The organism is Mesorhizobium sp. C268A (assembly GCF_040324475.1).
Taxonomy (GTDB): domain Bacteria; phylum Pseudomonadota; class Alphaproteobacteria; order Rhizobiales; family Rhizobiaceae; genus Mesorhizobium.
The window spans coordinates 4343905-4363414 of sequence record NZ_JAMYVX010000001.1; the positions used below are offsets into that span (position 1 = coordinate 4343905).

Annotated in this window: 13 protein-coding genes; 5 read left to right on the forward strand and 8 right to left on the reverse strand. The window is 62.8% G+C overall.

Annotated features, from left to right (window positions below):
• Window position 1 precedes the first annotated feature (1 nt).
• Both NKL06_RS21195 and mgrA read left to right on the forward strand, forming a co-directional pair.
• Window positions 2-1144 carry a Gfo/Idh/MocA family protein gene (locus tag NKL06_RS21195; RefSeq protein ID WP_023691996.1) on the forward strand — a complete coding sequence of 381 codons (1143 nt, stop codon included), beginning with the start codon at window positions 2-4 and terminating at the stop codon, window positions 1142-1144.
• Window positions 1145-1201: 57 nt separating this feature from the next.
• Window positions 1202-2248 carry an L-glyceraldehyde 3-phosphate reductase gene (gene mgrA, locus NKL06_RS21200; RefSeq protein WP_023691995.1) on the forward strand — a complete coding sequence of 349 codons (1047 nt, stop codon included), beginning with the start codon at window positions 1202-1204 and terminating at the stop codon, window positions 2246-2248.
• A gap of 84 nt (window positions 2249-2332) precedes the next feature.
• On the opposite strand, the gene NKL06_RS21205 is transcribed toward mgrA, so the two are convergent.
• Window positions 2333-3424 (reverse strand): S1 family serine peptidase, encoded by a 1092-nt coding sequence (locus tag NKL06_RS21205; RefSeq protein ID WP_023691994.1) that lies wholly within the window; start codon window positions 3422-3424, stop codon window positions 2333-2335.
• A gap of 403 nt (window positions 3425-3827) precedes the next feature.
• Here NKL06_RS21205 and NKL06_RS21210 point away from each other — a divergent pair, with 403 nt between their 5' ends.
• Window positions 3828-4907 carry a trypsin-like serine peptidase gene (locus tag NKL06_RS21210; protein WP_023691993.1) on the forward strand — a complete coding sequence of 360 codons (1080 nt, stop codon included), beginning with the start codon at window positions 3828-3830 and terminating at the stop codon, window positions 4905-4907.
• Window positions 4908-5095: 188 nt separating this feature from the next.
• A complete protein-coding gene (locus NKL06_RS21215) occupies window positions 5096-6898 on the forward strand; it encodes an MORN repeat-containing protein (protein WP_245267090.1) in 1803 nt (600 codons plus the stop codon).
• Window positions 6899-6927: 29 nt separating this feature from the next.
• Here NKL06_RS21215 and amrB read toward each other — a convergent pair whose 3' ends face one another.
• The 5 genes from amrB to NKL06_RS21240 form a co-directional block, all read right to left on the reverse strand.
• A complete protein-coding gene (gene amrB, locus NKL06_RS21220; protein WP_023691991.1) occupies window positions 6928-8646 on the reverse strand; it encodes an AmmeMemoRadiSam system protein B in 1719 nt (572 codons plus the stop codon).
• A 149-nt stretch (window positions 8647-8795) separates the two neighbouring features.
• Window positions 8796-11774, reverse strand: coding sequence for a caspase family protein (locus NKL06_RS21225; RefSeq protein WP_050587026.1), 2979 nt, complete (start codon window positions 11772-11774; stop codon window positions 8796-8798).
• Window positions 11775-11831: 57 nt separating this feature from the next.
• Window positions 11832-12545, reverse strand: coding sequence for a DUF4760 domain-containing protein (locus tag NKL06_RS21230; protein WP_023691989.1), 714 nt, complete (start codon window positions 12543-12545; stop codon window positions 11832-11834).
• Complete coding sequence (locus tag NKL06_RS21235; protein WP_352580862.1) at window positions 12542-12922, reverse strand: hypothetical protein; 381 nt, start codon at window positions 12920-12922, stop codon at window positions 12542-12544. The genes NKL06_RS21230 and NKL06_RS21235 overlap by 4 nt, the downstream gene beginning before the upstream one ends.
• 101 nt (window positions 12923-13023) lie before the next feature.
• Window positions 13024-15243 carry a caspase family protein gene (locus NKL06_RS21240; RefSeq protein ID WP_023691987.1) on the reverse strand — a complete coding sequence of 740 codons (2220 nt, stop codon included), beginning with the start codon at window positions 15241-15243 and terminating at the stop codon, window positions 13024-13026.
• 295 nt (window positions 15244-15538) lie between these two features.
• On the opposite strand from NKL06_RS21240, the gene NKL06_RS21245 reads away from it, so the two are divergent.
• Complete coding sequence (locus NKL06_RS21245; protein WP_023686595.1) at window positions 15539-15943, forward strand: Fur family transcriptional regulator; 405 nt, start codon at window positions 15539-15541, stop codon at window positions 15941-15943.
• An 8-nt stretch (window positions 15944-15951) separates the two neighbouring features.
• On the opposite strand, the gene NKL06_RS21250 is transcribed toward NKL06_RS21245, so the two are convergent.
• Both NKL06_RS21250 and polA read right to left on the reverse strand, forming a co-directional pair.
• Window positions 15952-16440: a macro domain-containing protein gene (locus NKL06_RS21250; protein WP_023691986.1), complete on the reverse strand. Its 489-nt coding sequence runs from the start codon at window positions 16438-16440 to the stop codon at window positions 15952-15954.
• Between the two features lie 7 nt (window positions 16441-16447).
• Window positions 16448-19375, reverse strand: coding sequence for a DNA polymerase I (polA, locus tag NKL06_RS21255; RefSeq protein ID WP_023691985.1), 2928 nt, complete (start codon window positions 19373-19375; stop codon window positions 16448-16450).
• Between the last annotated feature and the right edge of the window lie 135 nt (window positions 19376-19510).

Sequence of the window (19510 nt, forward strand, 5' to 3'; positions counted from 1 at the left end):
CATGGCAAAGAAACTGGGTATCGGCGTCATCGGCTGCGGCAACATCTCGAAAGCGTATTTCTCGCTGGCGCCTCTGTTTCGCGGCATCGAGATGCGCGCCTGCGCCGACATCAACATGGACGCGGCCAAGGCACGGGCGAAGGAGTTCAAGCTGCGCGCCGAGACCGTCGAAGAACTGCTCAAGGATGACGAGATCGACATCATCGTCAACCTCACCATCCCGGCGGTGCACTACGGGGTGTCGAAGCAGATCCTCGATGCCGGCAAGCACGTCTATTCGGAAAAGCCGTTCGTGCTGTCGGTCAAGGAAGGCCTCGACCTCAAGAGCCGGGCCGAGAAGAAAGGGCTGCGCATCGGTTCGGCTCCGGACACTTTCCTCGGTGGCGCGCACCAGCTGGTGCGCAACCTCGTCGACACCGGCGCGCTCGGCAAGATCACCAGCGGCACCTGTCATGTGATGGGCCACGGCATGGAGCACTGGCACCCCAATCCCGATTTCTTCTTCCAGCCGGGCGCCGGGCCGGTGCTCGACATCGGGCCTTACTACATCACCAACCTGATCCAGCTGATCGGGCCGGTGAAGCAGGTGGCGGCCTTCGCGACGACGCCTGCCAAGGAACGCACGATCTCGTCGAAACCGCGCGCGGGCGAAAAAATCCCGGTCAACACGCCGACGACGATCCACGGCCTGCTGGAGTTCGAGAACGGCGCCGTGATCACGCTCAACACCAGCTGGGACGTCTGGGCGCATGGTCACGCGCCGATGGAACTCTATGGCGAGACGGGCACGGTGTTCGTGCCGGATCCGAATTTCTTCGGTGGCGACGTGCGCATAACCAAGGCGGCAAAACCGGTGAAGAAACTGCCGAAATGGCAGCATCCGTTCGGCGTGCCCAACGAAATGCACGGCCAGGGCATGATGGCCAACTACCGCACCGCAGGCCTTGCCGACATGGCGCTGGCGATCGCCGAGGGCCGGCCGCATCGTTGCTCGATGGAGCTCGCGCTGCATGCCGTCGACGTCATGACCGGCCTGTTGCGGTCGGGCGAGACCGGCAAGTTCGTCGCCATGCAGACCAGCTGCGAGCGGCCGGCTGCACTCGGCGTCAAGGACGCAAAAGGACTGTTGGCGAAGCAGAAATGAGGTAGAAGGGTGTCGGCGCGCTCGCGCCGACACCCTTACAATCCAGGATCTGTACCCATGCGCTGGCAGCCGGCTGAACACCGCTATGAGAAAATGCTCTACAACAGATGTGGGCGATCCGGCCTGAAACTGCCGGCGATCTCGCTCGGCCTGTGGCACAATTTCGGCAACGACACGCCGCACAAGACCAAGCAGGCGATCGCGCGCAAGGCCTTCGATCTCGGCATCACCCATTTCGATCTCGCCAACAATTACGGTCCGCCGCCGGGCTCGGCCGAGATCGCCTTCGGCGAGATATTGCGCACCGACTTCGCCGGCTATCGGGACGAGCTGATCATCTCGACCAAGGCGGGCTATGAGATGTGGGCAGGGCCTTATGGCGAATGGGGCAGCCGCAAATATGTGCTGGCGAGCCTCGACCAGAGCCTGAAGCGGATGGGGCTCGACTATGTCGACATCTTCTATTCGCACCGCTTCGATCCGGATACGCCGCTTGAGGAAACGATGGGCGCTCTCGACCATGCGGTGCGTTCCGGCAAGGCGCTCTATGCCGGCATTTCGTCCTACAATTCGCAGCGCACGCGCGAGGCGGCCGACATATTGAAGCAGCTCGGCACGCCTTGCATCATCCATCAGCCGAGCTATTCGATGCTCAACCGCTGGGTCGAAGAGGACGGACTGCTCGATACGCTGGAAGGGCTCGGTGTCGGATCGATCGTGTTCTCGCCGCTGGCGCAAGGCATGCTGACCGACAAATATCTCGGCGGCATCCCCGAGGGCAGCCGCGCCAGCCAAGGCAAGTCGTTGCGGCCCGCCTTCATCAACGACAAGACAATCGCCAACATCCAGGCGCTGAACGCGATCGCCGGCAAGCGTGGCCAGACGCTGGCGCAGATGGCGCTGGCCTGGGTGCTGCGCAAGGGCCGGGTGACCTCGGCGCTGATCGGCGCCAGCCGGCCTGAACAGGTCGAGGACTGCGTCGGCGCGCTCAAGGTGCTCGACTTCAGCGATGCCGAGCTCGCCGAAATCGACACTTACGCACGCGAGTCCGACATCAATCTGTGGGCGGCGTCGGCCGAGCGCAAAGGCCCGCCGCGGAAGTAAGAGGCTCAGACAGCCGGCAAACGGTACGAATCGAAACGGCGGGAAAGATCCCGCCGTTTTGCGTTTATCAGGCTTCGGGCCCGTTCAGGGCTTCTTGGCCGTGCCTAGACCGGCCTTGGGCGCCGCCGCGGCTGCCGGAGCCGGGGTCTTCATCTTGGCTTCGATCCACCCGGTGTAGTTAGCCAGCCGCGTGTAGATGCCGTAGGCGTTCTTGTGGCCGCAAGCAGCGGTGCCGTCGGACGGACCTTCGCCCCAGGAGACGACGCCGACCTGGACCGGACCGCTGGCGCCGGTCATGAACAGCGGACCGCCGCTGTCGCCGTTGCAGGCGTCGCGTTCGCCGCTGTCGGTGCCGGCGCAGATCATGTTCTTGGTCAGCGGATCCGACATATCGGCGGCGATCGCATTGGCGGCGGCATCGATGCCCTTTTCCGAATAACGCATCCGGTGGGAGAGATCGCCAAGTGCCGCCTTCAGGTCATGCGCATAGATCGACTTGATGCCGCTGTTGCAGGCAGCGCTCGGCTCGAGATCGAGATCGGCCACCATCAGCGCGGTCGGGAAGGTGCCGTCCTGCATCTTGCCCCAGCCGATGACCGTGGTCTTGCCGCTGTCTGGCGTCGGCTCATTGGTGATCTTGATGACCGGCGCGTCGGCGGGCTCCGCCAGCCGGAGCAGGCCGAGATCGTTGTCCAGCGTCTGTTCGCTGTAGCCCTCGTTGACGATAACCTCGACCACCTTGTAGCGCTTGCCTTCGGTAAGATCGGTGGCGCCGGTCAGCACGGTCACCGTATCGGGCGAAATCGGCCGGCCCTTGTCGTTGAGGCAGTGCGCCGCCGTCAGCACCCATTGCGGCGCGATCAGGCTGCCGCCGCAGAATTGCGCGTTTGGCTGCGAGGCCGGGCTGGGATCCAGCCGGGCGCTGGTCAGCAGCGCCACCTGGAACGGATAGGCCCCTTTGTCGGCTTCCTTGCCGCCATAGACGCGGTCGGCCCCGTCGGGATTCTCGGCCTTGGCCTTGTCCCGGGATTCGGCGACGCGCTGCATCGGCGAGACCGCCGCTTCCGGCCTGGCGGCGTCGTCGGCTGCATAGAGCGCGTCGACAGCGGGGAAAGCGGCCGCGATGCCCAGCAGCGATGCAGCGGCAAGCGGCCTGAACCGATGGATAATGTTCACCTTGAAACCCTCCTGAGATGAAAAATGCCGAGCCATGCCGCCATGACGCATAACCAACAGAAGCGGTACCGGTACCTCGATCGCCTTCTGCCAGAACGAACGACATCCGCGCGGTCATAAAACCGAAATACGACTTTTGCTAATCGTGCCCCATCGGGCAGAGCCCAACCCAAACCCTATAGCCCCCCACGGGCTACGTGGAAGCGATTTGTCATTGCCAATGTTGGATTATTTTAGGCAGTATATCGACGCGGGTGCGTTTGGCGGAGGGCTTTAACGAGGCCGCCCGGACCGATGATCCGATACGGGCGGGTAACCAAACTAATTTTTTAACTCCACCACGATCTCGACAATATTTCTGTATTTTGCTCCACTCCTTGCTGACTTTTGGGAGAGTCTCACCATGACGAAACTGACAAGCACTATCATTGCGTCCGCACTGCTATCCACCGCACTGTGGACGATGCCTGCCTTCGCCGCCGATCCCGGCTCAGCGAATGCCGGCAATGGCGAAAGCATGCGCGATCTCGGAACGGGCGACTACCAGCCCGGCCGTGCAAAGCCGATCGCGCCGCCGAAACTGACCGAAGATGAAGCCAGCCGGGCAGCGCCGCTGACCGACGAGGGCACGGCGGTCAAATCCTATGGCATCGTCGGACGTTCCGCCGATGGCAAGGACATCAAGATCGATGCCGGCGAGACGCTGAAGGACCTTGTCATCAAGGAATTGAACGCGCCCGCCAACACACCGAACGCCGACAAGACCGGATTGACGGGCGGCGACGAAGCCGGCCGCCAGGTGTTCGGGGCCGACGATCGCGAGCAGATCAAGAACACCAAGACCTACCCGTTCACCGCGATCGGGTATATCGAAGGCAAAGCCAAGAGCGGTTATGGCAGCTGCTCGGGAACCCTGATCGGTCCGCGCACGGTGCTCACCGCCGCGCATTGCCTCTACAGCAATGAAGACAAGGCTTGGCTCGACGACGTCATCTTCGTGCCGTCGCTCAACGGCAACACCGCCGACGATGCACCGTTTGGCGCTTTCAGCTACGAGAGCGTCTATATCCTGCAGGGCTTCATCGACAATTATCAGGGTTACTACGGCTCGGTCATTCCGTGGGACCTCGGCATCATCACGCTGAAGCAGGATGTCGGCACCAATCTCGGCTGGCTGGGTTATGCCAACTATGAGAACCTCGGCGATTTCACCGCAAACATCGTTGGCTATCCCGGCGACAAGCCGATGGGAACGATGTGGAAGGCGACCTGCGAAGTGAAAGCCGAAAACGTCGGCGCGGAGTATTTCCAGTACGACTGCGACACCTATCCGGGGTCGAGCGGCAGCTCGGTCTACGCCTATGACAATGGCGCCAAGCAGCGCGTCGTCACCGGCGTGAACGTGGCCGAAAGCCCCAACGCCAACACTGCGGTGCGCCTGAACGCTGCCAACGTGGCGTGGATCAACAGCCTGTACAAATAAGGCCCGATCTTTCGCCGGCAAACAGCGGCGATAACCAGCACTACCAAACCGGCGGCGGGACGTTCCTGCCGCCGGTTTTTTTGTATCGAAACACCTCTCTTGCACTGTGTTACAGCGGTGCTTACGCTAGGCGATCCAAGGGGTTGGGTAAGATGGCGCGGGCAAGAATGATCTTCGGAGTCAAAGCGATGGCGGCTGCATCCATGCTGGCCGCACTGACATGCTTTTCCGCTATGGCCGATCAAGGCGGTGCCACACCCGATGGCGCCTGGGCCGAGCGGGTGCAAATCCTCTATAAAAGCGAAACACGTTCGGTGCTGCGCAAGAATGTACGGGTCTGGGATTCCCACCCGGAATTGGGTCTTGATTTCACCTGGGAGCCGGCAGCCGGCGTGTCGCCGGACCGCACCGTCGCAGCCGACGGCACCGTCAACGGCAAGGGCAGGCTGGTCTGGCGCGTACGCGGCTCGGCGAGCTATGACCCCAAGACGATCTATTCCAGCTATTTCGGCGAGATCAGGAATGGCCGCCCCGAAGGACAAGGCCGGCTGGAGCTGCGTTCAGGCGAGATTCTCGACGGCCGTTGGGTCGCCGGCCAGCTCGACGGCCATGCGATCCATGTCGATGCCGACGGCAATCGCTATGAAGGGCAATTCAGGGCCGGTGTGCCGAATGGCGAGGGCAGGCTGGAGACGAAGACAGGCAAGATATTCGTCGGCTCTTTTGCCGATGGGCTGAAGGACGGCAAGGGCCGCACCCGGTTGCCCGGCGGCACCGTCTACTGGTCGCAATGGGCGAAGGGCAAGGAGATCGGCGGTGCGCGCTCCGATGTGCTGGCCGATGCCAGAGTGGGCGGGTTGCTCAAGGCGCAGACCGGCGGCGGTTCCGCCGACAAGGTCGAGATCGGCATTGCCGTCGACCAGCGCATGACGCAGCAGGCCGACATGCAGTACCAGCATCTCGTGCGCGACGAAGACATCGCGATCTATCCGGTGTCGGACCAGTACAATGATGCCTGGAACGGCACCGGAGAGATTCGTACCGGCAATGTCTATGAAGGCATGGACTGGGAGACGGCGCCGGCCTTCGCCGAAGTCGACCTCAAGACCACCGACCAGTCGAGGGTCAAGATCGACAGCCTGGAAATGAAGGTGGCCGCGAGCGAGGCCTACCGCAAGCCGATGCTGTCGATCAGCGAGCATTATGGCTGCGTCGGCTTCCGCCCCGACTTCTCGATCGTCAACAATGGCTGGGGCGACGTGAAAGACATGAAGATGTCGATCCAGTTCACCAGGACCGACGAGGAGGACAACGCGACCGGCGAGCCGAGCCGCACGTTCACGAAGGACATCGGCACTTTCGGCGACGGCGTCGACGTCTCGATCAAGAACGTGCTGATTGAAGCCGGCGTCGACACAACCACGCTCGAGACCGAGCGCTTCACTTGCCCGTCAAGGGACAGCCTGGATGTCTGCCGCGCCCAGGTGGCCAACAAGGTCAAGTTCGGCGACGTTGCCGATTACATCAGCGGCAGCGTCGAGAAAATGAGCGTGACCGGGATTGGCAAGCTCGATTATTCCTGGGCGGACGAACAGGGCGCTATCTACCAGCAGAGCGAGCCGTTTCGCGTCATCGTCTCGCTAGTCAGCATCGAGGTTCCAGAATCGCTCGCCGAATGCGGCGATGGCGGCGGCGCGTCGCCCGAAGCGCTGCGCTACCAGAACATCGAATTTCCGATCGGCAAGACCGATTACAGCATCCCCATGCCGGTGCGCGGCAACAAGAATCTCAGCGCCTACACGGCACGGCTGAAAATGTGGTCGTCAATGTCGTCGATCCATCGCTTCAGCATCGCCGCCCATTTCGCCGATGGCAGCACACGGGAGAGCAAGCCGGCCACGTTCTTCTATTTCAGGCCGAAGCAGTCGCTGTTTGAAACCAGCACCAAGCCGGCGGTCTGCTATCTGCCGGAAGATATGCAAGGCTGTTGAGGTCCTGTCACGTCCTTTCGGGAATCGCGTTATTTCGAGCCCATCTCGAAATAATTGGGCAGCGGGATCAGCCTGGCAAAGATCGTGCCCTGGCTGAACACCCTGAGTTCCAGCATCGACCCGGACGATCGTTCGGCCTTCTGGTCGAACAGGAAATTGCCGAGCGAATAGATCTCCGCAACATCGCCGCCGCCGAGCGGAAGGATCGCCTCGCTCGATACATGCGGATGGCCGCCGACGATTGCCGTGACGCCGCGCAGCCGCATCTGGTCGGCAAGCATCTCCTCGCGCGGCGACGGCTCCGTCTTGTACTCGCGGCCCCAATGGACGAAGGCAATCACCGGCCGCTCGGCATTGTCGTGCAGCAGCCGGTCGAGCAAAGCAGGCGTCAGAAGGTCGGTGTTCCTGGAGCCGTTGGTATCGATGTCGGTCAGCCCGACCAGGTCGAGATCGGCAAGCGCCAGCGTCTCGCCCTGGCCGAAATGGGCGATGCCGGCGGCGTCCAGAGCGGCCAGCGTCTCCGCATAGCCTGACGGGCCGAGGTCATAGGCGTGATTGTTGGCAAGGCTGACAGCGGCGACATGCAATTTCTTGAGCATGTCGATGGCGAGGTCTGCGGGCATGGCCAGCGTCATGTCGTCGATCGCTTCAGGGACGTTGGGCAGGATCACGCCTTCGAGATTGACGATCAGCGGCCGCGAGCGGGTCAGGGCCAGCACGCTTTCGACGATCTTCTCGGCAACACCGTCGCGGACCAGGATCTTCTTCATGGCGCGGCCGAAATTCACGTCGCCCGCGAAATAGTAGAGCTTGTCGTCGGGACGGGCAGGATTGTTGAAGCCGGGGCCGAAGGCGCCGAACAGCGCCACGACATAGCTGGTGGTGCGCTCGACATAGTCGCTTGAATGCGCCTGCGAGTTCTCGTTGGCGACGACCAGCGGCGCAGCACCGAACAGTTCGCGCTGCAGCCTGGTCTGGATATAGAGCGCACCGACCGAATCGGCGTGATCCGGCTGGCGCAGCGCCGCGATGCCGTCGAGCGAACCGGCGGCGAGCATGTTCAGCGTCTGCTGGTCGAAACGCCTGGCTTCGTGCTGCGGCAGATAGTGGGAGAAATCGGTGGATTCGACGATCAGCGTGTCCTTGTCGACGATCGCTTTCAGCGCCTGCGCCAGCCGGTCCCAGTCGGCTCGCTTGGCTTTGACCGACATCGCCACCGGCACGATTTCAGCTTCGGGGAAATAGTGATGCAGGAAAGGCAGCATCGCCTGCACGCCATGCTCCCTGGCGAATAGGCAGGAGTCTTCGACCATGTCGCTGTTCGCTTCCAGAAGGTGCACGGCTTCCGTGTCGGCCTGGACTGGACCGAGCACTGTTTCAAAACCGCGCGGCGTCGTGGCGAAGAGTTTCTGCGTCTCGTGGAAATGGTCCGGCGACAGGATGACGATGCGCTTGTAGCGGAAGCCGGACGCGGCGTGGAAACCGAGTGCGACGAGATCTGCGACGAGCAGGTGGTGGGGGACTGTGATGCCGGTGAGGCGTTGGTTGGACGGCTCGATTCTGGCGACGGCGGCGATGGCGTCGGTGAAGAGTGTGGGGTCGGAGTAGAAGGACGGGAAGTTTGTGTCGCCGGGCGGGCAGGTGATGGGGGCGGCAGACGCTTGAAGCACTGAGAGGATAAGCAAGGCGGTGGCAAAGACCAGAATGCTGGTCCGTGCCCAGGCACCCCCCGCTGTCCTGCCGGACATCTCCCCCGCAAGGGGGGAGATTGGATGTCGCCTCGACTTTCGCCAATCATCAACCTTGAAAATAGATCTCCAGCAATGAAGAGACTGATCTCCCCCCTTGCGGGGGAGATGGCCGGCAGGCCAGAGGGGGGTGCCTGGGTGCCGACCTCTCACGGCTCAGCCAGCACAATGTTCTCCACGCCGCCGACATAGTAGAACGGCTTCTGCTTGGACGCGGTCAGCCGCAGCACTTCGCGCGAAATATAGTCGGCGAGGCCGAACAGCGTCACGCCGCCGTCGGAGGTCTTGGCCCGGCCGCGCAGGCCTTCGAGGATCGAATAGGTGAAGACGCCATGGCCGAGCTCGGGCAGTTCGGCGGCGGTGTTGTTGGCAGCGGTGGCCGAGAAGACGACGATGCGTGCGTCCTGCGCGTCTTTTTCCAGGCGCGGGTTGAAGGCGTTGGCGGCGTGGCAGGTGTCGAGCAGCATGAAGCGCATGCCCTTGGCCCGCTCAACCGATTTCTGGATGTCGCCCCAGTCGACCAGCGAGGAGCGCTTCCAGCGGTCGGGATCCTGTTTGCGGCCGTCCGTGGGGATGAAATAATAGTCTTCGTCGATGTTGATGCCGTGACCGGCGACGAAAATGATGGTGGTGTCGTTCTCGCCGGGTTTGTCGAGGAAATCGGCGAGCTGGTCGTCGATGGTGTCGGAATCCGGTTGCAGGATGGTGTCGGCGCTGGCGACCTTGAACACGTCCTTGCCGGAATCGGGCGCCTCATCCAGCGCTTCGCGGTTGACCAGAACCAGCGTCTCCATCGCCGAAAACAAGGGCGCGGATTTCTGCGAGATCACCTTGAGGAATTCGGTGGCGTCATCGACGGGATAGCGCAGATCGCAGGCGTGGCCGGCGCATGCATCGGTGAGGAAAGGATATTTGTCGACGCCGATCACGGCGACGTAGAGCTTGCCCTTGTTGGCGGGCTTTTCGGTTTTCCTGCCAAGTGCTGTGACACTGCGCTCGGTCAGATAGCCGAACTCGTTGGTGCCGGTGATGCGAATGGTATTTTCGCCATTCTCGACCGGCACTTCGACGATGGTGCTCTTGCCGCCATCGGCCGAGCGCGCCGTGACATTGCCGACATTGCGGCTGTTCGACAGGATCGAAAATCCGGCGACATCGGCGCCGGCTTCCTGCGCGCCCGAAATCTCGACGGCGACATAGCCCTCGCGGACGTTGCTCTGGTCGGCGGCAAGCTTGATGCCGAATTCCGGCGGTTTGCGCTCGAGCAGCTTTTCCAGCTGGCGGTCGACGCCGGGGCGCATTTCCTGGACCGCCTGTTCGGCGCTGCGCAGGATGATGGCCCGGCGCACCATTTCCGGGCTCCAGAGATATTTCTTCAGCTGGCCGGCGCTGATGAAACGCCCTTCGTGGTCGCGACCCTGATTGACGTGCCAGCCTATCAACTTGTCGCCGTCGGCGGAGGAATAATAGTAGCCCTGCGGCATCCAGGCGATCCATTCGGAACCGGCGAAGAACATCGACACGATCAGTTTGTGGCTCTTCAAATTCCACAACCGCACGGTCTGGTCGGCGCTGCCGGTGACCAACAGCCCTTCCTTCTCGGCGGCAACCATGGCGTTGATCTCGCCGGTGTGGCCGGTGAATTCACCCGATACATCGGCGGTCGCGGTTTTGTATTCCAACAGCGTGCCGTCGCTGCCGCCGGTGATCAGGCCAAGCCCATTGCCGATCAGCGTGTAAGCCGAATGGACGAAGCCATTGGTGGCGGCATTCTCGATGCTGTGCATCACCTTTCCGCCGCTCGCGATTTCGAGCACGGCATTCTCCAGGCCGTCCTTGCCGCCGGGGGCAGCACGGAGCGACCACTCACCCTCTGCGAGTGCCGCGCGGGCATAGGCGCCCTGTTCCGCCAACGCCACCGGGTCCTCGAAGAACCGCTTGGCCGTCGGTAGTGCCAGCACCTTGTCCAGCGTGCCCTGCAGCTCGGGACAGGACACGCGTTCAGGGCAGGGGTTGGTGTTGCCCCAAGCGATGGAGCTGCTCGCCGCATCGATCCCGATCGCCGTCACCGGTTCGCCGACCCCTTGCAGCAGCGCCTTGCGCTCGCCGGTCATGGGGTTCCAGACCTGGATGGCGTTGCGGGTGCCGCCGGCTGTCGCCACCAGCGAGCCGTCGGCATTGCCGGCGCCAGCAAAGACCGTGCCGTCATGGCCGTTATAGTCGAGCAGTTGCTCGCCGCTGTCGGTATTCCAGACCACCGAGCGATGCTTGTCGGCGCAGTGGTAGCTGCAGGCCGCGACAAGCCGCGAACCCGTGGCGAAGCTCAGAGCGCCGATCTGGAAATCCTGCTTCGGCATGGCGCGGACGAATTTGCCGGTGCTGGCCTGCCAGAGCTGGACGTCGCCGTCCTTGCTGCCGGTGGCGAACAGGCTGCCATCCAATGACACGGCGAGTGCGGCGACGCCGACATCGCGCAGCGGTTCGGCCTCGGCGGGCAAAGCGATTTCCTCTGACTTGGCGATGTCCCAGAGCCTTATGCCGTTGTCGATGGTCGTCGCCACCAGCCGGGTTCCCGCAGCGGCGAAAGCGAGCTTTTCCACACGCCAGGAATCGGCATCGAGTTTTTCGGCAAGTGTCCAGCCGGAAGCGGATTTGTCGTCCGCCCGCCAGAGGTAGACGAAACCATCGCCACCGCCGGCGGCGAGCGTGTTTCCGTCGGGTGAAAAGGCGACATCATAAATGGCATAGTCGGCGGCCTTGAGCACGGTTTTGATCTTGCCGGTGGCGAAATCGAACAGCCTGATATCGCCATAAGGGGGCTTGTCGCCGATGCCGGCGCCGAAATAACCGCCGCCGGCGATCGTCTTGCCATCCGGCGACACGGCAATCGCAAAGACCTTGCCGTCATTGCCATTGCCAAGATAGCCGCGAATGGTGCGGAGCGTCACCCCGCTCTGCCAGTCCCAGATGCGGATGGTCTTGTCGTCAGATGCGGAGACCAGTCCCTCGCCGTCCGGCGTGAAGCCAAGGTCGGTGACCCTGGCGCTGTGGCCGCCGGTGTTGAGATCGAGATGGAAATCGAGGTCCTCGGCACGGGCGACCGACGCCAGCGCCAGAAGACCGAGCATGACCAGCCACCGGAAAGCACGCAGGGCATGGGAGCTGACCGGCACCTTGTTGCGCCGCTATTTGGAGACGGCGGACGGCGGCGACCCGTGACGCACATAATTCTCGATCGCCTGGGCATAATTGGCGGAACCGGCCTTGCGTTCTTTTTCGATGTAGCCGGCAAAATAGCTCCAGAACGACACCGCATAGTCGCGGAAATAGGCATCGGCGACATCGCGCGAACAGAGCTTGCCCTCAACGCAGATGGAGAGACGATTGAGGAAATAGACGATGCGATCAAAATTGTCGTTGAAATCGGCGCTCGGCATGGTGCCGCCGCCGGCAGTCATCGCCTCGATGCCAATGCGTTGCCGGAAGACCTGTTCCTCGGTCGGCGACGGCGTGGCGCTGAGCAGATTGTCGTATTTGGCGTTGAGCGACGAGAGGCGCTCCTTGAGCGCGCGCTGCGCCTGCTGAAAATCCTTGCTTTCCCAAAGCTCGACCAGCGACATCGTCTGCTCGACGCGCTTCTGTTCCTGGTTTGCGAGAAACTGGAAGACCGAGAAGGCCAGGGTGAAGACGATCGCCAGGCGCACGGCGAGACCCGACCAGGCGTAGATCAGCATGCGCCAGTCGCGGTCGGTGAAGGGGTTGGCTTCCTTCTTGATCTCGTGACTGCTCGGCCACGGAAAGCCTTCGGTGGTTTCGGGCAAGGTCGCCGGCTTCTTGGCCGGCGGAGGCGCCGATGTGGCCGGCGATTTCTGCGTTGCAGTGCCCCCCGGCTTTTTCATCCGCAGCTGTCCAGTTGGATGATGGCGGTGGGATCGAGCACGATGCCGGGTGTCTCCAGCTTCTTTTTCAGGCAATCGAGCTGCGTGCGCGAAATCATGAACTGCACGTCCGGTTCGGCAGCCGCCTTGCTGGGTGACGGCAAGGGCTCGACCACGCCGCGCGAGGCGCAGCTGGAGAGATCGACGACAACGGCCGTGTTGCCGGTCTTGGCGATCTGGTCGTACTGGTCGAGAAAGCAGGTGGCGAGCTCGGAATTGGTGACGATCTGCTTGGCGCACAGGCCGCAATTCTCGTCCGCCGAGGCGCTGGCAATCAGCAACAGGCTGCCGGCAAGGCCGGCCGTCGCTGCACGCCAGGAGAGCACGGGGATAGTCACTGATGTCCTCATCTGTTGCATCCAGCCGCGGCGCATAGAAGTGTCGCGAGCCGGGAATGTTCATATATCACGCCGGCAAGAGCCGGCGAAGCGATGTCAGGTCAGGCGCGGGGCACCGTCTCCATCGGGAAGATCATCACCGCGCCTTTGGGACCGCTCTTGTCGGCAAGCCGCATCACCGAGCGCGTCGCCGGCGCCATGCCGATGTCGGCCAGCATGTCGGAAAAACCAGGCGTTCCCGATGCGGCACGCGTCACGGCGCGCACGCCTTCCTGGGCAAGAAAGCTCAGGTCCTCTTTCTCGCTCTGCGGCGGCGCCTCGGTCAGCACGGCAATCATGCGCTCCATGCCGAAGCTGGTGTCGGTGAAGGCGAGCAGCCCTTCCTTCAGGCCCTGATCGGCCTGCTGGTTGATCGGCGCCAGCCGCTCGGCGACGATGTGGGTGATCGAATAGTCGCTGCCGATATAGAGCACGTTGATGTCGACGAACTCGTCGGACTCGTTCCTGGCCGCAATGTGTACCTGATCGCCCGGCGAAACGCGCGGCACCGTCGAGGATTCGATCGGCTCCAGCACATCGCTGTCCTGGCGCTTGATCAGGAACTGGACGCTGACCTCGTCCGGCCGGTAGTCGGACGCCGCGGCGAGCCGCGACAGGCCGGTGGCGCGGAAGATCGTGGTCAGGGTCTTGGCTGTGTTTTCCGCAAGCTTGTCGCGGCCATCCTGATGGATGACGATGCGCGGCGGCTTGCTGCCGTCCTTCAAGCTGATGTCGCCGGACGCCGGCAGGAACCACAGCGCCGGTTCGTCGCTGGCGTTGGCGGCAGCGCCGTCCATGGATTTTTCGCGCAGCACCGCAAGCCGCAGATCGGCGCTCTTGCCGGGCTCGACCAGCGCGATGTGGAAGCCGGACTTCGGCTTCGCCACCAATTCGTCCAGAACCGAATTGACCAGCTCGGTTTCCTTTTCGAGCCCTGCGGTCGGCGCCGGCTTTGCCACCAGCAGCTTGTAGTCGACCGCGAGTTCGGCAACGCGCGCATAGGCGCCGGCGGGCACCGCCGTCGGCGCAAGCGCCGGCTTGCCGTCGAATTCGACCGGTGCGAGCTGGCATTCGAGGTTTTTTGCCGATTTCACTTCGAGATAGCCGACGGCGTCGGAGAGCTTCGACAGCGCCGAAGGCAAAATGGCGAGCTTGCTGCCGGGGGTCAGACCCTGCAGCAGCCCGGCGCCGATCGCGACATCGCCGTCCTTGACGGCAATCGGCCATTGCATGACGGCGTCGGTCTTGTCGGTGCCGAACACGCGGGCGTCCAGTTCGCCCTCGAACAGGGGCGTCGGCCTTGTGCGGCCGTCGGCCGAATATTGCTGCAGCACGGCCTGGCCGAGCTGGCGATAGGTGACGTTGGGGTTCTCGGCCAATTTCGACAGGATGGTGAAGGTGAACAGGCCGAAGCGCGGCGCGTCGGGCGTGCCCTTGGGCAGCGGCATTTCCGGCGTCGTCTCGACCGTCTGCGCGGCATAGAAGGCGACCAGCTTGCCCCTGGCGATCGGCTCTGCGCCGGTCGGCGTCAGGTTGAAGGCCGGCTTGCGGCCGCCATTCTCGTCGAAACCGCGCGATGCGCTTGCCGAGATGTCGTCATAGGCCTTCACCGCGGCTGCTCTCGCCGCGTCGTCGCCGCCGACGAGGTCGGCGAACTCGACCTTGCGCTCCAGTTCGTCATCGACTTCCGCGGCGCGCGTCGCGGTGCCGGAATGGCAGCAGTCGAACACCACCCAGACAAAGGCGCCCTTGTCGCGGATGGCGTCGAGTGCGGCGCCGACCTCGTTGTCGACCAGCGCGTTCGGCACGCCCTCTTCGCGGTTGATCCATTTGTCGATATCGGACGGCAGGAAAATCTCGTCGAGGCCGTCGGTCTCGTCACCGGCCTTGGCTTGCGGCTGCTGGGCGCCGTGGCCCGACAGATGCAGATAGACGAAATCGTCGCGTTGCACCTTGCCGGCGAGGTCGGCAAGAGCGGCCTTGATCGCCGCATGCGTCGGCGGGCCGTTGGCGCCTTCGACGTCCTTGGCGAGCAGGATCACGTTCTCGGCCGAGAACTTCACCGGATCGGGCGTGTTCTTCAGGAGATAGTCGCGCACTAGGCCGGCATCGTTCTTCGGCCCGATCAGCCAGTTCTTCTGCGGCAGGTTCGGATAGTCGGTGCAGGCAACCAGCAGCGCGTGATAGGTGCGCGAGGCGGCGAGGGCGCGGAACGAGACCGTACCGGCAGCCACAAGCGCCGACGTGCCGACGAGCAGCGTCCGTCGTGTCAGTTTGATCATAATTGCTTCCCCAAGCCCGATCGAATTTGCAAGTGCGGCACCTTTCGTCGCGAATTTTGTCAGTATTTTGAATGTGGTCGGTGCCGTCAATCGGCGGTGGTGGTCATGGTGTCGATGGCGATAACGGAAACAGTGGCAAAAAGCCCGCTTCATCGCTATCTCAAGGGAATTGAGACCGCCGCATGGCAGAAATGATTTGCGAGCGGCGCTGGATTAAACAGATAGAACATGATGTCGTCCGAGAACCGCTCCACACTTTTCGGCATCATGCTCTAAACGATCGGAAAACGGGATCATGGCGGCAAGGGATGTGCTGACGAAGAATCAGCTGAGCGTGCTCGAAAAGCTCGAGGCCGCCAGCGGACCGCTCAGCGCCTATACGCTTCTCGACCAGCTGCGCGAGCGCGGTTTCCGCGCGCCGCTACAGGTCTATAGGGCGCTCGACAGCCTGGTGAAGTCAGGCTTCGTGCACCGGTTGGAAAGCCTCAACTCCTTCGTCGCCTGCGCCGAACCGCACGACCATACGCATTCGATGACAGCCTTCGCTATCTGCGACACATGCGGGCAGGTGATGGAGATGTCCGACCATGACGTCGGCCACCGGCTGGACGAATGGGTGCGCTCGACCGGGTTTGCTGCGAAGAAGGCGGTCATCGAGTTTCGGGGGACGTGTGCCAAGTGCCTGGCTGAGGCGGCTTAGCTTGCTTCCTACTTGAGCCGAGGCGGTGCGCTATTCTCGAATTCGTTCAAGAATGTCTCATAGACGACGTACCGCGTAGGCCCAGGTGTTAGCTGCTCCATAAGCAGGGGTTTCACCTCGTCGAGCCAAGATAATTTGCCAAGCCCAGACCCGATTTTTGGCAAGGCGATGGATTCTACCCGGTTTTTGTCGGCCCATTTCACAAGCCCGCGAACTGCTTTCCGTAAATAGGGAAGCGTGGCGTGATACATATCTGGCTGGGTTGCCAGATAAATGAAGCCCGGCTGATTGCCGTCTGGCTCCAATGTCCAGATATGACCCCCAATAAACCTGCCGGTCCGAGCATATTTCTTGAACGCAGCCTGCACATTCGGCCACTTTTTCGAAATCTTCAGCGCAAGTCCGGTGCCAAGGCCCTCTTGATTGCCCTCTGCCACGCCTTGAGCGATATAGCTTTCCTGGGCGGCCAGCAGGTCTCCGGTGACAAAGACAATCATCGCACCTTCAATGCGCCTCGTCCCAGTTGTTCGCTGCGCGGGCATCGACATGCAGCGGCACCGACATCGAGATGGCCGGCATCGGCGCGTTCTCCATCACCCTGCGCACCACGGGGATCGTCGCCTCGACTTCCGCTTCAACCGTCTCGAAGATCAATTCGTCATGCACCTGCAAGAGCATGCGGGCGGACAGGCCGGCCTTTTCCAGCGCCTCGTCCATATGCACCATGGCGCGGCGGATAATGTCGGCAGCGGTGCCTTGCAGCCTGGCGTTGATCGAGGCGCGCTCGTTGAAGGCACGGATCGACGGGTTTGACGACCGGATCTCAGGATAGTGGATGCGGCGGCCGAAGATGGTTTCGACGAAGCCATGCTCGCGGGCATAGGCTTTTGTTGCCTCGATATAGTCGCGGATGCCGGGGAAACGCTCGAAGTATTTCTTGATGTAGGCGCCGGCCTCCTCGCGCGGGATCGACAGCTGGTTGGCCAGCCCAAAGGCCGAGATGCCGTAGATGATGCCGAAATTGATTGCCTTGGCGCGGCGGCGCACTTCGGAAGGCATGCCTTCGACCGGCACGTTGAACATTTCCGAGGCGGTGATGGCGTGGATGTCGGCGCCATCGGCGAAGGCCTGCTTCAACTGCGGGATCTCGGCGACGTGGGCAAGCACGCGCAGTTCGATCTGGCTGTAGTCGGCCGAGACCAGTTTCTGGCCCTTGTCGGCGATGAAGGCCGTCCTGATCTTGCGTCCCTCCGCGGTGCGCACCGGGATGTTCTGCAGATTGGGATCGGAGGAGGACAGCCGGCCCGTCGTCGTTGCGGCCAGCGCATACGATGTGTGCACGCGCCTGGTGTCGGGATGGATGAAGCCGGGCAGCGCGTCGGTGTAGGTCGATTTCAGCTTGGTCAGCTGACGCCAGTCGACGATCTTGCGCGGCAGTTCGTGGCCTTCGGCGGCGAGGTCTTCCAGAAGCTGCGCGGAGGTCGACCATTGCCCGGTCTTGGTCTTGGAGCCGCCGGGCAGGCCCATGCGGCCGAACAGGATGTCGCCGAGTTGCTTTGGCGACCCGATGTTGATGCGCTCGCCGACAAGGCCGTAGATTTCCTCTTCCAGCCGTGCGGCGCCTTGCGCCAGCTCGCCGGAGAGCCGCGACAGGATCTGGCGGTCGACTGAGATGCCGCGCTGTTCCATCCGCGCCAGCACCGGCACCAGCGGCCGTTCCAGCCGCTCATAGACCGAAACCAGGCCCTTGGCGGCAAGTCGCGGCTTCAGCACCTGCCATAGCCGCAACGCTACGTCGGCATGGCCGGCGGCGTAGGCGGTCGCCCGGTCGATGTCGACCTGCTCGAACCCGACCGAGCTTCTGCCGGAACCGGCGAGATCCTTGAGCGGCGTCGTGGCATGGCCGAGCCATTTGTCGGCAAGCGAGGACAAAGTGTGGTGGCCGGTGCCGGCGTCGAGCACATAGGAAATCAACATCGTGTCGTCGAAGGGTGCGATATCGATGCCGTGGCGGCTCATGACGACGATGTCGTATTTGGCGTCCTGGGCGATCTTGAGCACCGATTTGTCTTCCAGCAACGGCTTCAGCAGCGCCAGCGCCTCGCGGACCGGAATCTGGTTCTCCAGCGTGCCGCCGCCGAGCAGGTCGCCAGCGCCGCTCTTGTGGGCGAGCGGCACATAGGCGGCGCGGCCGGGGCCGATCGCCAGGGAGAAACCGATGAGGTCGGCCAGCATCGGATCGGAAGACGTGGTTTCGGTGTCGAAGGCGACGGTTCCGGTCTCCTTGGCTTGGGCCAGCCAGGTCTTGAGCGTTGCCGTGTCGCGGATGGCGACATAGGCGGCAGGATCGATTTTGGCCGCGGCGGCCGTTTCCAGGCGAAGTGCGGCAAGCAGCGAAGGCGCGTCCCCGGCCCTGGCGGTTTCGGATTTGGCTTCATCCTGTGTTGCCGCAGGCACCGGTGTGCCGGAGCCGACATCGGGGCCGTGCGCGGTGTCGGCGCGCTCGACGGTGACGGCGACAGCCTGCACATCGCCGGCTTCGGTGCTGGTCGCCTCGGCCACACGGCGGGTCAGCGAGGTGAATTCCATGGTTTTGAGAAAGCCGATCAGCTTCGGCCCGTCCGGCGCGTGCAGCACGAAATCGTCGAGCCCGTCGGTCACCGGCACGTCGTTCTTCAGCGTCACCAGCTGGCGCGATATGCGCGCCTTGTCGGCATTGGCGATGATGGATTCGCGCCTCTTGTCCTGCTTGATCTCGCTGGCCCGGGCGAGCAACCCGTCAAGGTCGCCGAACTGTTCCAGCAATTGCGCCGCCGTCTTCGGCCCGATGCCGGGTACGCCCGGCACATTGTCGACGGAGTCGCCGGTCAGCGCCTGCAGGTCGATCATCTTTTCCGGCGGCACGCCCCATTTCTCGATGACTTCGGGGATGCCGATCTGGCGGTCCTTCATCGGGTCGTACATGCCGACCGTGGGTCCGACCAGCTGCATCAGATCCTTGTCGGAGGAGATGATAGTGGTGTCGCCGCCGGCCTCGCACGCCAGCCTGGCATAAGTGGCGATGAGGTCGTCGGCCTCGTAGCCTTCGATCTCGATGCAAGGCAGGTTGAAGGCCACGGTTGCCTGGCGGATCAGACCGAATTGCGGGATCAGGTCTTCGGGCGGTGCGTTGCGGTTGGCCTTGTATTCCGGGTAGAGATCATTGCGGAAGGTTTTCGACGAATAATCGAAAATGACCGCTAAATGCGTCGGCACGATGCCTACATCGGTGTTGCGGGCGTCCTGCATCAGCTTCCACAACATGTTGCAGAAGCCGGAGACCGCGCCGACCGGCAGCCCATCGGATTTGCGGGTCAGCGGCGGCAGCGCATGATAGGCGCGAAAGATGTAGCCGGAGCCGTCGATAAGGAAGAGATGGTCGCCTTTTTTCATGCCGGCAGGGATAGCGCGGCAGGACGGCGCGGTCCATGGCAAAGGCGGGCTTCCAACAGGTGTTGCGGCGACATGCTGACAGAGCCTGCCTGCCGATAGGTCCTGCTGCTGTTTGCCTCGGCGCTCACGGCTATG

Coding starts and splice junctions, on each gene's coding strand:
- NKL06_RS21195 (WP_023691996.1), top strand. CDS start 2: ATGGCAAAGAAACTGGGTATCGGCGTCATCGGCTGCGGCAACATCTCG.
- mgrA (WP_023691995.1), top strand. CDS start 1,202: ATGCGCTGGCAGCCGGCTGAACACCGCTATGAGAAAATGCTCTACAAC.
- NKL06_RS21210 (WP_023691993.1), top strand. CDS start 3,828: ATGACGAAACTGACAAGCACTATCATTGCGTCCGCACTGCTATCCACC.
- NKL06_RS21215 (WP_245267090.1), top strand. CDS start 5,096: ATGGCGGCTGCATCCATGCTGGCCGCACTGACATGCTTTTCCGCTATG.
- amrB (WP_023691991.1), bottom strand. CDS start 8,646: ATGTCCGGCAGGACAGCGGGGGGTGCCTGGGCACGGACCAGCATTCTG.
- NKL06_RS21225 (WP_050587026.1), bottom strand. CDS start 11,774: ATGCTCGGTCTTCTGGCGCTGGCGTCGGTCGCCCGTGCCGAGGACCTC.
- NKL06_RS21230 (WP_023691989.1), bottom strand. CDS start 12,545: ATGAAAAAGCCGGGGGGCACTGCAACGCAGAAATCGCCGGCCACATCG.
- NKL06_RS21240 (WP_023691987.1), bottom strand. CDS start 15,243: ATGATCAAACTGACACGACGGACGCTGCTCGTCGGCACGTCGGCGCTT.
- NKL06_RS21245 (WP_023686595.1), top strand. CDS start 15,539: ATGGCGGCAAGGGATGTGCTGACGAAGAATCAGCTGAGCGTGCTCGAA.
- NKL06_RS21250 (WP_023691986.1), bottom strand. CDS start 16,440: ATGATTGTCTTTGTCACCGGAGACCTGCTGGCCGCCCAGGAAAGCTAT.
- polA (WP_023691985.1), bottom strand. CDS start 19,375: ATGAAAAAAGGCGACCATCTCTTCCTTATCGACGGCTCCGGCTACATC.